Raw genomic sequence first — 14785 nt, 5'->3', positions numbered from 1 at the left:
GGCCGTGACCAGCGCCCTGCTCAACGAGGACCAGCAAGCCCTCGTCGAGGCCACCCTCGACTTCACCCGGGAGCACCTCGCGCCCCGCGCCCTGGAGTGGGACCGCGACGAGCACTTCCCGGTGGACGTGCTGCGCAAGGCGGCCGCACTGGGCCTGGGCGGCATCTACGTCCGCGAGGAGTCCGGCGGCTCCGGTCTCAACCGGTCCGACGGGGTCCTCGTGTTCGAGACGCTCGCCTCCGGCTGCCCGTCCATCGCTGGCTACCTCTCCATCCACAACATGGCCGCCTGGATGATCGACCACTACGCCGACGACTCCCAACGCGAGCGGTGGTTGCCGCGCCTGTGCACCATGGACGACCTCGCCAGCTACTGTCTCGCCGAACCGGGCGCGGGTTCCGACGCGGCGGCCCTGACGACCCGCGCCGTACGGGACGGTGACGGCTGGGTCCTCACCGGCGTCAAGCAGTTCGTCTCCGGTGCGGGGGCCTCCCGGTTGTACGTCGTGCTGGCCCGCACCGGCGGCGCGGGCGCCGACGGGGTGTCCGCGTTCGTCGTCGACCGGGACGACCCGAACCTCTCCTTCGGGCGGCCCGAACGGAAGATGGGCTGGAACGCCCAGCCGACCCGTCAGGTGGTCCTGAACGGGGTCCGTCTGCCGGCCGACCGACTCCTCGGCCGTGAGGGACAGGGCTTCCGGATCGCCCTGCACGGGCTCGACAGCGGCCGTCTCGGCATCGCCGCCTGTTCCCTGGGCGGGGCCCGCAGCGCCCTCGACCGCAGCCTCGCCCACCTCGCCGACCGCGAGGCGTTCGGCCAGCGCCTCCTCGACGCCCAGGCCCTGCGCTTCCGGCTCGCCGACATGGCGACCGAACTCACCGCGGCCTGGGCCCTGGTCCAACAGGCCGCACAGGCACTCGACCGGGGCGATCCGCAGGCGCCCTACCTGTGCGCGATGGCGAAGCGGTTCGCCACCGACACCGGCTACTCGGTCGCCGACCGTGCGCTCCAGCTCCACGGTGGGTACGGCTACCTCAACGAGTACGGCATCGAGAAGATCGTCCGTGACCTGCGGGTCCACCAGATCCTGGAAGGAACCAACGAGATCATGCGCGTCATCGTGGCCCGGGGGATGACGGAGGCGTTCGGATGAGCGACGTCCTGTTCCACACGCGGGGCCGTGCCGCCCACATCACCCTCAACCGCCCCCGGGCGTTGAACTCCCTCACCCACGGGATGGTGCTCCGCATCGACGGGGCGCTCACGGAATGGGAGCGCGACCCCGCCGTGGAGACGGTCGTCATCACCGGCGCCGGGGAGCGCGGTCTCTGCGCGGGTGGCGACATCCGCGCCATCCACGACGACGCCCGCGACGGCGACGGAACCGCCTCGGCCGCCTTCTGGCGCGACGAGTACCGCCTCAACGCCCGGATCGCCCGCTACCCGAAGCCGTACGTCGCCGTCATGGACGGCCTCGTCATGGGCGGCGGCGTTGGCGTCTCCGCGCACGGCAGCGTCCGGGTCGTCACCGAGCGTTCCGACATCGCCATGCCCGAGACCGGCATCGGGTTCGTCCCCGATGTCGGCGGCACCCGCCTGCTCGCCCTCGCCCCCGGAGAACTCGGCACCCACCTCGCCCTGACCGGCGCGCGGATCGGCGCCGCGGACGCCCTGCTGTGCGGTCTCGCCGACCACTACGTGCCCTCAGCCTCGCTCCGCCCCCTCATCGACGACCTCGCCCGGCTGCCGGTGCACGAGGCCCTCGCGCGTCACGTCCAGGCCCCTTTGCCGGGAGAACTGGCCGAGCAACGGGAGTGGATCGACGACTGCTACCGCGCGGACACCGTCGAGGAGATCCTCCGACGCCTCCTCGCCCGGGGCCGCCCCGTCGCCGAGGAGACAGCCGGGACCCTGCTCGCCAAGTCCCCGACCGCCCTCAAGGTCACCCTCGCCGCGCTGCGCCGCGTCCGCCGGCTCGGACCGCTGGAGCGGGTCCTCGACCAGGAGTACCGCGTCTCCTGCGCCTGCCTGCGCCACCCCGACCTGGTGGAGGGCATCCGTGCCCAAATCGTCGACAAGGACCGCGAGCCCCGCTGGTCGCCGGCGACCCTCGCGGAAGTCGCCGAAGCGGATGTGGAGGGTTTCTTCGCCCCGCTCGGCGAGCGGGAACTCGGTCTCGCCGACCGGCCCCGCACCACCGAGGAGGCGCCCTGGTGAGCCGGACCGTCCTGGCCCCCGGAGGCCGACGCACGGGCGGGGCCGGGGCGCCGAAGCGTCCCGGCCCCGCAGGACCGGAGGTCAGACGGAGGGCAGTTCGCCCCGGACGGTGCGGGCCGCGGTGACCAGGTTCTCCAGCGAGGCACGCGTCTCGGGCCAGCCGCGGGTCTTCAGACCGCAGTCGGGGTTGACCCAGAGCCGCTCCGCGGGGATCGCCTCCAGGCCGGTGCGCAGCAGCTCGGCTGCTTCCTCCGCGCTCGGCACCCGGGGGGAGTGGATGTCGTAGACGCCCGGGCCGGCTTCGCGCGGATAGCCGTGGGCCGCGAGTTCGCGGGCGACCTGCATGTGGGAGCGGGCGGCTTCGAGGCTGATGACGTCGGCGTCGAGGTCGTCGATGGCCTGGACGATGTCGCCGAACTCGGCGTAGCACATGTGGGTGTGGATCTGGGTGCCGGGGGCCACGCCGGCGGTGCTGAGCCGGAACGCCTCGGTGGCCCACGCCAGGTACGCCCCGTGGTCGGCGGCCCGCAGCGGCAGCGTCTCGCGCAGCGCGGGTTCGTCGACCTGGATGACGGCGGTGCCGGCGGCTTCCAGGTCGTTCACCTCGTCGCGCAGGGCGAGGGCGACCTGGCGGGCGGTGCCGCCGAGGGGCTGGTCGTCGCGGACGAAGGACCAGGCGAGCATGGTGACGGGACCGGTGAGCATGCCCTTGACCGGGCGGTCGCTCAGCGACTGGGCGTAGGACGTCCAGCGGACCGTCATCGGCTCGGGGCGGGAGATGTCCCCGGCGAGGATCGGCGGGCGGACGTAGCGGGTGCCGTAGGACTGGACCCATCCGTGCTGGGTGGCGAGGTAGCCGGTGAGCTGCTCGGCGAAGTACTGCACCATGTCGTTGCGCTCGGGCTCGCCGTGCACCAGGACGTCGATCCCGGTCTTCTCCTGGAAGGAGACGACCTCCTGGATCTCCGCCTTGATCCGCTCCTCGTAGCCGGCCGTGTCGATGCGACCGGCGCGCAGGTCGGCGCGGGCGGTGCGCAGTTCGGTGGTCTGGGGGAAGGAGCCGATGGTGGTGGTGGGCAGCAGCGGCAGCCCGAGGCGGGCGCGCTGGGCCGCGGCGCGTTCGGCGTACGGCTGGGAGCGGCGGGCGTCGGCGTCGGTGACGGCCTCGGCGCGGGCGCGCACCGCGGGGTCGCGGGTGATGGGCGAGGCGGCCCGGGAGGCGAGGGCGGCCCGGTTGGTCGAGAGTTCGCCCTCGATGGCGGCGGTGCCCCGGCTGAGCCCCCGGGCGAGGGTGACGATCTCGGCGGTCTTCTGCCGGGCGAAGGCCAGCCAGCGCAGGATCTGCGGGTCGATGTCGCGTTCGACGGAGGTGTCGAGCGGCACGTGCATCAGGGAGCAGGAGGCCGCGACGTCGACCCGGTCGGCGAGACCCAGCAGGGTGCCGAGGGTGGCGAGGGACTTCTCCAGGTCGTTGATCCAGATGTTGCGGCCGTTGACGACTCCGGCCACCAAGCGCTTGCCGGGGAGTCCGCCGACCGCTGCCAGGGCGTCCAGGTTGGCGGACGCGGCCTCGGTGAAGTCCAGGGCCAGGCCGTCCACGGGTGCCTTGGCCAGCACGGGCAGCGCTTCGCCGAGCCGGTCGAAGTACGAGGCCACCAGCAGCTTCGGGCGGTCGGTGAGGGCGCCGAGGTCGCGGTAGGCGCGGGCGGCGGCGTCGAGTTGGGCCGGGGTGCGGTCCTGGACCAGGGCGGGCTCGTCCACCTGCACCCACTGCGCGCCGGCCGCCCGCAGGTCGGCGAGGACCTCGGCGTACACCGGCAGGAGACGGTCCAGCAGGGTCAACGGGTCGAAGTCGCCGGCCACGTCGGGGGCCGGCTTGGCCAGGAGCAGGTAGGTGATCGGGCCGACCAGGACCGGCCGGGCCGTCAGGCCCAGGGCGAGGGCCTCCTTCAACTCGGCGACCTGCTGGGCCGGGTTCGCCGTGAAGACCGTGTCGGGTCCGAGTTCGGGGACCAGGTAGTGGTAGTTGGTGTCGAACCACTTGGTCATCTCCAGCGGCGCCACGTCCTGGGTGCCGCGGGCCATCGCGAAGTAGCCGCCGAGCGGATCGGCGTCGACGGCGGCGCGGTGCCGCTCGGGGATCGCACCCACCATGACGGTGGTGTCGAGGACGTGGTCGTAGTACGAGAAGTCCCCGGTGGGGACCTCGTCGATGCCGGCGGCGGCCAGGGCGCGCCAGTGTGCGGCGCGCAGTTCGGCGGCGGTGGCACGGAGCGAGTCGGCGGTGACCCGACCCTTCCAGTGCCCCTCGATCGCCTTCTTCAGTTCCCGGTGCTGGCCCTGGCGGGGGTAGCCGTACACGGTGGCCCGTGCTGCCGCGGCTGCGGAGTTCGCTGTCACGGAGATCTCCTTCGCGAGATGGATCCCTGGGGTCCCGGGGACGGGACGAGAACGCGAAGGAACGACGAACCGGACGGCGACGACCCGTGCGCAGGAGCACGGCCGTTCCGTCTGGTGTGTGCGCCGACCCGCCCTCGAGGTCACCGGGATGTCCACGCGCGGAACGGTCCGCGCGCGGGCGGTCGGCAGGTCTTCGGACTCGCGGGCGCGCCCGCCGGAACCTTCCGGCGGACACCTACTGGCCGTCGCTTCCCAGGTCCGGTACCTCGGACCCAGTGCGTATGACGGCGGTCGTTCCCACTCACCGCTGCGGGGCAGTCCCGGATTCCCACCGGGTTCCCTCTTGCGACACCCCGCCTGGCGGGCGGGGCGAACCGACTGCTGCGGGTCAGCCTACGGGGCGCGACCATGGGGCGAACCGACCGGCCGGCATCCCGCGTGGTGATGCGGACCACACGCCGCGGGAGCGGGGCGCACGGCGGCGGATCAGAGCGAGCGCAACAGCTCCAAGGTCCGTTCGAGTTCGTCGCGCAGTGCCTGCCCGGCCGCCTCGGGGTCCCCCTGCACGACGGCCTCCACCAGTGCGGCGTGCCCCTCCTCGCCGTGGTTCGGGTCGTCGAAGCGCAGGTTGAACAGCTCCACCAGGTCCAGCAACCGCTGTTGCAGTACGGGTATGAACTCGGTGAACAGGCCGGTGAGCACCGGGTTGTGCGCCGCGGCGACCACCGCTCGGTGCAGGGCGATGTCCGCCACGACGAACTCGGCGTTGCCCTGCTGCGCCGCCTCGCGACGCTTGGCCAGGACGTCGAGCAGGGCCACCACGTCGTGGTCGGTCCGGCGTCGCGCGGCCAACTGCGCCGCTTCGACCTCGATGAGCATCCGGACCTCGTAGACGTCGGTGATGGCCGCCTGCCGGAGCTGGGCGGACCAGTTCTCCCTGGGCTCGGTGGCGATCACGAAGACGCCCGCCCCCTGACGCGCCTGCACCAGCCCGGCACCGGCCAGGGCCCGCAGCGCCTCCCGGACGGTCGAGCGCCCCACCCCCAGCGACTTGGCCAGGGTGCTCTCACCGGGCAGCTTCGTCCCCACGCCCCATTCGCCGTCGGTGATCTGCTCGCGCAGATGGTCCGTGGCCTGCTCGACCAAGGGTGACGGCCGCAAAGCACCTAGTGACATGTGAAATTCACCTTCCCGCACCCCTTGAGTTGTCTGAGGAGCTGAGTTGTCGTTACTGTACCCGCATGCTGCAGCACGGGCTCCTCCTCGGTTGCCGCTGCGGGGTCTGAAGCGACCGGCACCCCGCAGCGGGTGCCGGGCTGCGCCGGTCGTGTGGTGACCGACCGAAAGAAGCTCCCGCATCATGGAATTCCCCTTCTCCGGCACGACGTTCCCCACCCTGCGCACCCCCTCCGGCGACCTTCCGGCGGACGCTCCGCGCTGGAACCCCCAGCGCCCGAGCGCCATGCCCCACCAGCGCTACCTGCCCGTGCAGGAACGGGTCGCCCTCCCCCTGACGGACCGCACCTGGCCGTCCCGGAACCTCGAACGGGCCCCCCTGTGGGTGCCGGTCGACCTGCGCGACGGCAACCAGGCGCTCGCCGAGCCCATGGACACCGCGCGCAAGCGCCGGTTCTTCGACCTCCTGGTCACCATGGGCTTCAAGGAGATCGAGGTCGGCTACCCGTCCGCCAGTCAGACCGACTTCGACTTCGTACGGCACCTGGCCGAGAGCGGTGCGGTCCCCGACGACGTGACGGTCTCCGTGTTCACCGCGGCCCGCGCCGATCTGATCGACCGGACCCTGGCCTCCGTCGTCGGTCTGCCCCGCACCCTCGTGCACCTCTACACCGCCACCGCACCCACCTGGCGCAACGTCGTCCTGGGCCGCTCCCGGGACGAGGTGCACCGACTGATCCGGGACGCCGCCACCCACGTCCTGCGCGGTGCCGAGGCCCGCCCCGGCGCCGACATCCGCTTCGAGTTCTCCCCCGAGGTCTTCAACCTCACCGAACCGGACTTCGTCCTGGAGGTGTGCAACGGCCTCACCGAACTGTGGGAGGCCAGCCCCGACCGGCCGGTGGTCCACAACCTGCCGGCGACGGTGGAGATCGCCACCCCCAACGTGTACGCGGACCAGATCGAGTACATGCACCGCCACCTGGCGCGCCGCGAGTCCGTGATCCTCTCCGTCCACCCGCACAACGACCGCGGCACCGGCGTGGCCTGCGCCGAACTCGCCGTCCTGGCGGGCGCCCAGCGCGTGGAGGGCTGCCTGTTCGGCAACGGGGAACGCACCGGCAACGTCGACCTGGTCACCCTCGCCCTGAACCTGCACGCTCAGGGCGTCAACCCGATGGTCGACCTCTCCGACATCGACGCCGTGCGCGAGGTGGTGGAGCACTGCAACCGGCTGCCGGTGCACCCCCGCCACCCCTACGGCGGCGACCTGGTGCACACGGCCTTCTCCGGCACCCATCAGGACGCGATCTCCAAGGGCCTGACCCACCACGCCAAGCAGGCTGCCGAGGCGGGCCTGCCCGTGGAACTGGCCCCGTGGTCAGTGCCCTACCTGCCCATCGACCCGGCGGACATCGGCCGCACCTACGAGGCCGTCATCCGCATCAACTCCCAGTCCGGCAAGGGGGGCATCGCCCACCTGCTGCGCACCCACCACGGCCTGGACCTGCCCCAGGCGATGCGCCCCGACTTCTCCCGCGCCGTGCAGCGCACCACCGACACCACCGGTCAGGAGCTCTCCCCCAAGGAACTGTTCGAGCTCTTCCGCACCACCTACCTCTCCCCGGCCCTCGACGGGCCGGTCCGCCTGGACTCCTGGAGCGCCACGGAACCCCGCCCGGGCGAGCACCACCTCACCGGCGTCCTGCACGTGGACGGTGCGGAGCGGACCTGCCGGGGCACCGGCAACGGGCCGCTGGCCGCCCTCGCGGACGCCCTGCGCACCCTGGGCATCGACATCGACGTGCTCGGCTACAGCGAGCACTCCACCACCAGCGGCCCGGACAGCCCTGCCGTCGCCTACGTCGAGTGCCGCGTCAACGGCGTCACCCGCTGGGGCGCCGGCTGGGACACCTCGGTCCTGACCGCCTCGGTCCACGCCGTGATGGCCGCCGTCAACCGGGTGGGACACCCCGACTCGTGAACGCGCTCCCCGTACTCCGGGTGCAGGACGCGGAGGTCGTCCGCGACGGCAACCCCATCCTGCGCGAGATGTCGCTGACGGTGCGGGCCGGCGAGCACTGGGCACTGCTCGGGTCCAACGGCGCCGGCAAGACCACCCTGCTCAGCCTCCTCGGTGCGCTCACCCATCCGACCCGCGGCACCGTCGAGGTGCTCGGCCACCGGTTGGGGCGGGTGGACCTGCGCCAGCTCCGTTCCCTGGTCGGCCACGTCAACCCGCGCCACGACCTGCGCTCGCCCCTGCGGGTCCGCGACGTGGTGCTGACCGGGCTGACCAACACCACCGAGCGGGTGCCGCGTTGGGAGCCGACGCCCGCGCAGAGGACGACGGCCGACCGGCTGATCGACCTGCTCGGGCTCGCCGACCGGGTCGGCGCACGCTGGCCGACCCTGTCGCAGGGGGAGCGCGGGCGCACGCTGATCGCCCGGGCGCTGATGCCCAGTCCCCGGCTGCTGCTGCTCGACGAGCCCGCCACCGGTCTGGACGTCGCCGGCCGGGAGCAACTCATCGACCGGCTCGACACGCTGCAACGCGCCCACCCGGAACTCGCCTCCGTCCTGGTCACCCACCACCTGGAGGAGCTCCCCCCGGGCACGACCCATGTGATGCTGCTGCGCGACGGGCGCTGCCTCGCCTCCGGCACCGCCGACGAGGTCCTGACCAGCGACCGGGTGAGCGCGTGCTTCGACCACCCCGTCCGGCTCACCCGCGTCGACGGCCGGTGGAACGTGCGGGCGAGGCGTTCGGTCGGACCGCCCGCCGACTGATGCCGGGTCGCGGTCGGCGCCCGCACTCCGGGGTGCACCGACCGCGACCGGTCCGCTCAGGTCAGCTGTTCCGCGGCCCGTTCGACGGCCCCGCGGGCCCGTTCCCAGTCCCCCTCGAAGTGGTCCGCGAGGGCGTGCAACCACCGCTCGACGCCGAAGCCGACGCAACTGGTGGAGACCGGGCCCCCGCCGGCCAACGAGATGGCGCAGCGTTCGCCGAAGAAGGTGTGGTGGGTGTTCACGGAGGCGATCGCCAGGTCCTTGTAGACGTACTCGTGCTTGACCGGAACGATCTGCTGGAAGGCGGCGCGCGCGCCGGCCCGGTCGTGGAAGGGGTCCGAGGCCACGCGGCGTTCCAGCGGCAGACCGATCTCACCGGCCAGCGCGTCCAGGAACCACGCCGAGTGGTCGAGGTGGGCCGCGGCGCGTTCCGGGGTCCCCAACGCCACCACCTCGCGCATCCGGAACGCCTTCAGACGTCGTATCCCGTCGTAGTGGCTCTCGTTGCGGAAGCACTGTCCTTGCAGGGTCACCAACTCGACCTCCCGGGACAGCTGCCGGTTCCGGTAGTGGAGGTACACCCCGTAACAGGCGCTGGACGGGAGGGCCAGGTCCGCCGGACCGAGCGAGGCCGGAGGGAAGGCGCCCGATGCGGCCTCCCGTTCGATCCGGTCGTTCCCGGCGGTATCCAGGGCGGAGGAGACGAGGGCGAGGTGGGGGAAGTTCCGGTAGACGTCGAGCACGGACAGGTCGGTGACCGGCAACAGCGGCGGAACGGTCAGGGGGACCGCGCCCGCTCCTCGGGCCCATCGGACGTGGATGCGGTCCAGCGTCTCGGCGAGTCGTGTCGGCTCCTCCTCCAGTGCGACAAGCCCTTCTGACACCCGGACGCCGGTCGTGATGCTCATCAGCAACTCCTCGGGGGTGATGCCTCTTCGGGTGGGGAAGACCCGTCGGCGGCAGTGGGGCGGATCGCCTGACGGGTCAGGCCGCGATCACTCGTTCGGGTGGCGACGGACAGGGGCGCGTCATGCGTGCGTGGAACCCAACACCCCTTGTCGGTGCGGACTTTCCGTGCTCCGCGGCACTCGCTAAAGTAACACCTCTGAGGACCTGAGCACCTGAGTGGTTTTCGATCTCGCCACCTCCGAACGGAACAGACTTTTCATGAAAAAGGGACAACTCGGCTTCCTGACCGGCACCCATGCGGTCAACGACCTGTACCAGGGCGCGATCCCCGCGCTGCTGCCGTTCCTGATGTCCGAGCGCCACTACAGCTATGCCGCGGTGTCCGGTCTGGCCTTCGCGTCGAGCGGGCTCTCCAGCCTGTTCCAGCCCCTGTTCGGCGTCCTCTCCGACCGGAAACCGCGGAGTTGGCTGGTGCCGGCCGGGTTCACCACCGCCGGCCTGGGGGTGGCCGCGGCCGGTCTGGCGCAGAGCTACCTGATCACCTGGATCTGCGTGGCGCTGGCCGGCATCGGCATCGCGGCCTACCACCCGCCCGCCACGAGCCAGGCGCGCGCCGCCGGGGGCTCCTCCCAGAAGGCGATGAGCGTCTTCTCCGTCGGCGGGACGGTCGGCGGGGCCCTCGCACCCCCGTTGGTCACGCTGGTGATCGGCTCGGCAGGCTTCGACGGCAGCTACCTCCTGGCGGCCCCCGCACTGGTCATGGCGGTGCTGTGGGCCCTCAAGGGGCCGTGGATGCGGCGGCACGGCCACACCGAGGCGCCCGCACTGACCGCCGTCGCGTCGGCGAAGTCCGCGGCCGACGGCGCACCGCGGACCGACGACTGGTCCGCCTTCGGCCGCCTGGTGGTCGTCATCATCGGCTGGTCCGTCCCCTTCGTGACCGTCACCACACTGGTGTCCCTGTACGCCCAACGCGACCTGGGCGGGTCCGCGGCAGCGGGCGCCGCCGTGCTGACCGCCTACACCGCGGCCGGGGCCGTGGGCACCCTGCTGGGCGGTTGGGTGGGCGACCGGTACGGACGGATGACCTCGGTGCGGCTCGGCTACCTGACGGCGCTCCCGGCCCTGTTCGGCATCGCCTGGGCGCCGACGTACCCGGTCCTGGTGCTGAGCGCCACGCTCTTCGGCGCAGCGATGTTCCTCCCCTTCGCCGCCCAGGTCACCCTCGCGCAGGACTACCTCCCGCACCGCCCCGGCACGGCCAGCGGCCTGACCCTGGGGTTGGCGATGGCGGCGGGCGGCCTGTGTTCCCCCGCATTCGGCTGGTTGGCCGATTCCAGCGGCCTGAGGTCCGCCTTCTCCGCCCTGCTCCTCATCTTCGCCGTGCCCGTCCTCCTGTCGCTCAGGCTCCCCGACCGCGTACTGGACTCGCCTCCCCCGCTGTCGTCGGAGTTGACCGAGAAAGAAAATATCGGCAGGCAATGAGAATCTCGGCCATCTCTCAAGAGAAATAATGATTGAGCCGTCAACTCTTGCCCAGAATATGAGATGGCTATTGAAGTCGGCACCACCACTACGTACCGTTCATCACGGACCCGAAAAAGCTCGACCAAAGCAATTGCACACAGACCCATAAGGTCCGATGCATGTAATCCGCGCGTCGAAGAAAACGGGAGTCCGAATGAAGATCGACTGGGATGAGCACGAAGAGCTGAAGGCAGAAGGGATCGCACTGTCGAGACGATTCACCTTCGGCCAGGAGATGTCCTGCCTGAAGGTCGTCGCCGACCAGTCCGGAGACCTGAACCTCCCGCCGCACTGGCACGAGAACGAACAGTGGGTCGTGGTCACCGAGGGATCCATCCGCTTCGTCTGCGAGGGGACGGAGTACGAGCTCAACGCCGGCGACGTGGCCTACATCCCGGCCCGGAAGCGCCACACGGCCACCTTCGTCGGAGCGGAGGGGGCCGTCCTCCTGGAGTTCTCCGCTCCCCCGCGGCTCGACCTCGCACCCGGTTCCCTCGTCCCGTCGTCCATGGTGTTCGACGAGAACCCGTCGGAATGACCCGTCGATCGTCAGCGACCACTGGGGGACGGATCGTGCAGAGCAGTGTGTACGGAAGGGGAACTCCGGAGACCACCGTCCACGACGCGTTCGGAAACGTCGCACGGGAGTTCCCGGACCGCGCCGCCGTCGTCTCCTCCGACCGGACGGTGACCTACGCGGAGCTCGCCGCCGAGTCCCGGAGGATCGCCGGCCACCTGGTCGGACTCGGCGTACGGCCCGGCAGCATCGTTCCCGTCGTGGCCCGCAGGTCGCCGGAGCTGGCCGCAGCGCTCCTCGGCATCCTCATGGCCGGCGGCGCGTACGGCGTCCTGGACGCGCGGTGGCCGGCGTCCCGCACCGCCCGGCTCCTGCACGACATGCGGTCCCCGGTCGTGCTCACGGACGCCTCGGGCGCCGCCCTCCTCGACGGGGCCGGCATCGACCACACCACCTTCGACGCGCTGCGCGGGACGGCCTCGGGCACCAGGCCGGTGGACCTGCCCGAGGTGTCGCCGGACTCCTGCGCCACGCTCTTCTGGACCTCGGGCAGCACCGGCAGCCCCAAGGCCGTCATGTCCCCGCACCGGGCCACCACCAGGCTGTTCACCCCGCACGGCTTCATGGACTTCGGCGAACGTCCGGTGATGATCCACGCGGCGGCGGTCGCCTGGGACGCCTTCACCCTGGAGCTGTGGAGCATGTTGCTGAACGGCGGAACCGCCGTCACGCACCAGGACGACCTCCTGCTCCCGCCCGCGATCCGCACGTACGTCCGCGACGCGGGCGCCACCCACCTCTTCCTCACGCCCTCGCTCTTCGACGTGATCGCGGGCGGGGACATCGACTGCCTGCGCGGTCTGCGTGCGGTGCTCCTGGGCGGGGACCGGCCGTCTCCGGCGAGTTGCCGCAAGTTCCTCGACGCCCACCCGGACATCGAGTTGTACAACGGCTACGGCCCCGTCGAGTCCTGCGTGTTCGCCACGGTCCACCGCATCACCGAGGACGACACGCAGCGGGCGTCCGGCATCCCGGCCGGGCTGCCCGTGCCCGGCACCGAACTGCACGTCGTGCGGGACGGCACCACGGTCCCGCGGGGCGAGACGGGCGAGATCGCGATCGGCGGTTCGGGGCTCGCCCTCGGATACCTGAACGCACCGGCGCAGACCTCCGCCGCCTTCCGGAACGTCTCGACCACCGGGGCGGACCCGGAAGAGGTCCCGGTCTACCTGACCGGCGACCTGGGCCGACTCGACGACTCCGGCGTCCTGCACTTCGCGGGACGCAAGGACACCCAGATAAAGATCTCCGGGCACCGGATCGAGCCGGCCGAGATCGAGTCGGCGATCCACGCCCTGGGCAGTGCGCGATCGGTCGCCCTCCCCATTCCCGATCGCAGCGGAACGCCGCGCATCATTCTGTTCGCCGAAAAGCCGGCAGAGGTCATCACCGAACGGGAAGCGCGGGAGCGGCTGAGGGAAACGCTGCCCGCCTACATGGTGCCTGCCAAGGTTCATTTCGTTTCCTCGATGCCGCTCCTGGAAAACACCAAGATAAACAAGCGGGAGCTCTCTGCTCGTTTCGGCTACAGTTCCTGAGACCCGCTCGGATTCCCTCATCGCACGTGCCAGAAACTGCGCACAGCAAAGGAATCACATTGAGCACACAGAACGTCACGGAAGAGAGATTCTCCGTTGCGCTCGAAGCCATCCAGAGCAAGCGGCGGATCGAGCGGGTCCTGGAGGCGGCGAACGCCCTCCTCGACCGGTACGCGACCGAGGACGACCCGGACGAGCGCCTGCGGCTCGCCTTCGAACTCATCCGGCGGAACTTCGCCCCGGACGTGGCCGTCCGCCTCGGGGACCTGACACTCGGCGCGGCCACCACCTCCTCCGCACCGCCCGACGAGACCGAAGGGGAAACGTTTTTTCACTGCCCGGTCCACGGGCGCGACGGTCAGGTCGGGGCACTGACCGCCCGCTACGTTCCACCGGGCCCCCTGGGGCTCTCCCCCGCCGAATGGCACACCGCGATGCGGTTGGTGACGGGCATCGCCGGGCTGGGCGTCGGGGGGCGGGCGACATGTCCGCGGTAGCGGCGGCGGCCGCCCCGGCGCGCCTGCTGTCACAGCCGTACTGGTACCGGCTGTTGCCGAGCGGCACCGACGTGCACCGGTTGGACGACGGGCTGTTCGCCGTCACGGGCAACGCGGCCGTGCAGGAGGCCCTCGCCCACCCCGCGATCGTGGCCGAGCACCCGCTCAAGGCCAGCGCACGCGCCTTCGGTCCCAACGTCCTCGACGCCGACGGACCGAGCCACCGGGCGTTCCGTGCGCTCCTGGCACCGATCCTCTCCGCGGGACGCATCGAGGAGTACAAGCGCGCCCTGATGCCCGGCCTGATCCGCGAACTGGTCGACGGCATCGCGGGCGTCGAGACCGCCGACTTCCACCGCACCTTCGCCCACCGGGTGCCATACGGCATCGTGTGCACGATCCTCGGCATCGACACCTCCCTGGAGGAGCGGTTCCACCAGCTGACCCGCCCGCTGGCCCGGCTCCTCGACTACCCCACTCAGGAGACCGCCCAGACGCACGCCAACGTCGCCGAGTTGCTGCAACTGGTCGAGGAGCAGCGGGTGGCGGGGTCCGCGGGCCCCCGGTCCCTGTTGGCGACGATCGAGCGGACCCGGGACCGCAAGGGCATCTCGCTGACCGACGGCGAGGTGCGCTCGACGGCCCTGCTGTTCTTCCTGGCCGGCACCGAGACGAGCAGCGCGTTCATCACCTCCCTCGTGTACTGCATGGGGCGCGGCGTCTTCGGTCTGGACGAACTGCACGACGAGGCGGCCCGGGACGACTACATCGAGGAGACCCTCCGGCTCTACCCGCCCGTGCAGACGGTCGTCCGGTTCGCGAGCGAGGACCTGACGGTGCAGGGCGTGCCGGTGCCGCGGCATTCGGCGGTGCTGGCCTCGGTGGCGGGCGCCAACCGCGACCCGAGGGTCTTCGAGCACCCCGACCGCTTCCAGGTCGACCGGAGCAGGAAGGGGTCCGTCCCCTTCGCCGTGGGGGCGCACGCCTGCCCGGGGGCGATGCTCGCGAAGGCGGAGTTCTCCCTGCTCGTCGAAGAGGTCGTCCGGCGTTGCTCGGACGTGGTGATCACTCGTGACCGGCTCGGCATGGAGAGCCAGTCGTTCTCCCACCCCACCGATTTCTCCGTCGAGTTCCTGACCAGGTAACGGGAAGAG

12 protein-coding genes and 1 riboswitch are annotated in these 14785 nt (G+C 71.3%); of the genes, 9 read left to right on the top strand and 3 right to left on the bottom strand.

Annotated elements, in window-relative coordinates; translation table 11 throughout:
* Positions 1-4 precede the first annotated feature (4 nt).
* Together ACSMX9_RS21745 and ACSMX9_RS21740 are read left to right on the top strand one after the other, a co-directional pair.
* Positions 5-1153, top strand: coding sequence for an acyl-CoA dehydrogenase family protein (locus tag ACSMX9_RS21745; protein WP_445396219.1), 1149 nt, complete (start codon positions 5-7; stop codon positions 1151-1153).
* Positions 1150-2217 carry an enoyl-CoA hydratase/isomerase family protein gene (locus ACSMX9_RS21740; protein ID WP_445396218.1) on the top strand — a complete coding sequence of 356 codons (1068 nt, stop codon included), beginning with the start codon at positions 1150-1152 and terminating at the stop codon, positions 2215-2217. The genes ACSMX9_RS21745 and ACSMX9_RS21740 overlap by 4 nt, the downstream gene beginning before the upstream one ends.
* 81 nt (positions 2218-2298) lie before the next feature.
* Here the strand turns inward: ACSMX9_RS21740 and metE are convergent, their stop codons facing one another.
* Positions 2299-4617: a 5-methyltetrahydropteroyltriglutamate--homocysteine S-methyltransferase gene (metE, locus tag ACSMX9_RS21735; protein ID WP_445396216.1), complete on the bottom strand. Its 2319-nt coding sequence runs from the start codon at positions 4615-4617 to the stop codon at positions 2299-2301.
* A gap of 181 nt (positions 4618-4798) precedes the next feature.
* A riboswitch (cobalamin riboswitch) is annotated at positions 4799-4996 on the bottom strand.
* 107 nt (positions 4997-5103) lie between these two features.
* Positions 5104-5793 carry a FadR/GntR family transcriptional regulator gene (locus ACSMX9_RS21730; RefSeq protein ID WP_445396214.1) on the bottom strand — a complete coding sequence of 230 codons (690 nt, stop codon included), beginning with the start codon at positions 5791-5793 and terminating at the stop codon, positions 5104-5106.
* Between the two features lie 184 nt (positions 5794-5977).
* Here ACSMX9_RS21730 and leuA point away from each other — a divergent pair, with 184 nt between their 5' ends.
* Together leuA and ACSMX9_RS21720 are read left to right on the top strand one after the other, a co-directional pair.
* Positions 5978-7777: a 2-isopropylmalate synthase gene (leuA, locus tag ACSMX9_RS21725; protein WP_445396212.1), complete on the top strand. Its 1800-nt coding sequence runs from the start codon at positions 5978-5980 to the stop codon at positions 7775-7777.
* On the top strand, positions 7774-8583 hold the full coding sequence (locus ACSMX9_RS21720) for an ABC transporter ATP-binding protein (protein WP_445396210.1): 810 nt from the start codon (positions 7774-7776) through the stop codon (positions 8581-8583). Before leuA ends, ACSMX9_RS21720 begins: the two co-directional genes overlap by 4 nt.
* 56 nt (positions 8584-8639) lie before the next feature.
* On the opposite strand, the gene ACSMX9_RS21715 is transcribed toward ACSMX9_RS21720, so the two are convergent.
* Complete coding sequence (locus tag ACSMX9_RS21715; RefSeq protein WP_445396208.1) at positions 8640-9491, bottom strand: hypothetical protein; 852 nt, start codon at positions 9489-9491, stop codon at positions 8640-8642.
* Positions 9492-9750: 259 nt separating this feature from the next.
* On the opposite strand from ACSMX9_RS21715, the gene ACSMX9_RS21710 reads away from it, so the two are divergent.
* The 5 genes from ACSMX9_RS21710 (at position 9751) to ACSMX9_RS21690 (ending at position 14776) form a co-directional block, all read left to right on the top strand.
* On the top strand, positions 9751-10977 hold the full coding sequence (locus tag ACSMX9_RS21710; RefSeq protein WP_445396206.1) for an MFS transporter: 1227 nt from the start codon (positions 9751-9753) through the stop codon (positions 10975-10977).
* A gap of 196 nt (positions 10978-11173) precedes the next feature.
* A complete protein-coding gene (locus ACSMX9_RS21705) occupies positions 11174-11557 on the top strand; it encodes a cupin domain-containing protein (protein ID WP_351239930.1) in 384 nt (127 codons plus the stop codon).
* Positions 11558-11592: 35 nt separating this feature from the next.
* On the top strand, positions 11593-13134 hold the full coding sequence (locus ACSMX9_RS21700) for an amino acid adenylation domain-containing protein (protein ID WP_445396204.1): 1542 nt from the start codon (positions 11593-11595) through the stop codon (positions 13132-13134).
* A 59-nt stretch (positions 13135-13193) separates the two neighbouring features.
* Positions 13194-13631 carry a hypothetical protein gene (locus ACSMX9_RS21695; protein ID WP_445396202.1) on the top strand — a complete coding sequence of 146 codons (438 nt, stop codon included), beginning with the start codon at positions 13194-13196 and terminating at the stop codon, positions 13629-13631.
* A complete protein-coding gene (locus ACSMX9_RS21690) occupies positions 13619-14776 on the top strand; it encodes a cytochrome P450 (protein WP_445396200.1) in 1158 nt (385 codons plus the stop codon). Before ACSMX9_RS21695 ends, ACSMX9_RS21690 begins: the two co-directional genes overlap by 13 nt.
* Positions 14777-14785: the final 9 nt, after the last annotated feature.

Source organism: Streptomyces sp. LE64, from assembly GCF_052606915.1.
This window is presented reverse-complemented; position numbering and strand designations above follow the sequence as displayed.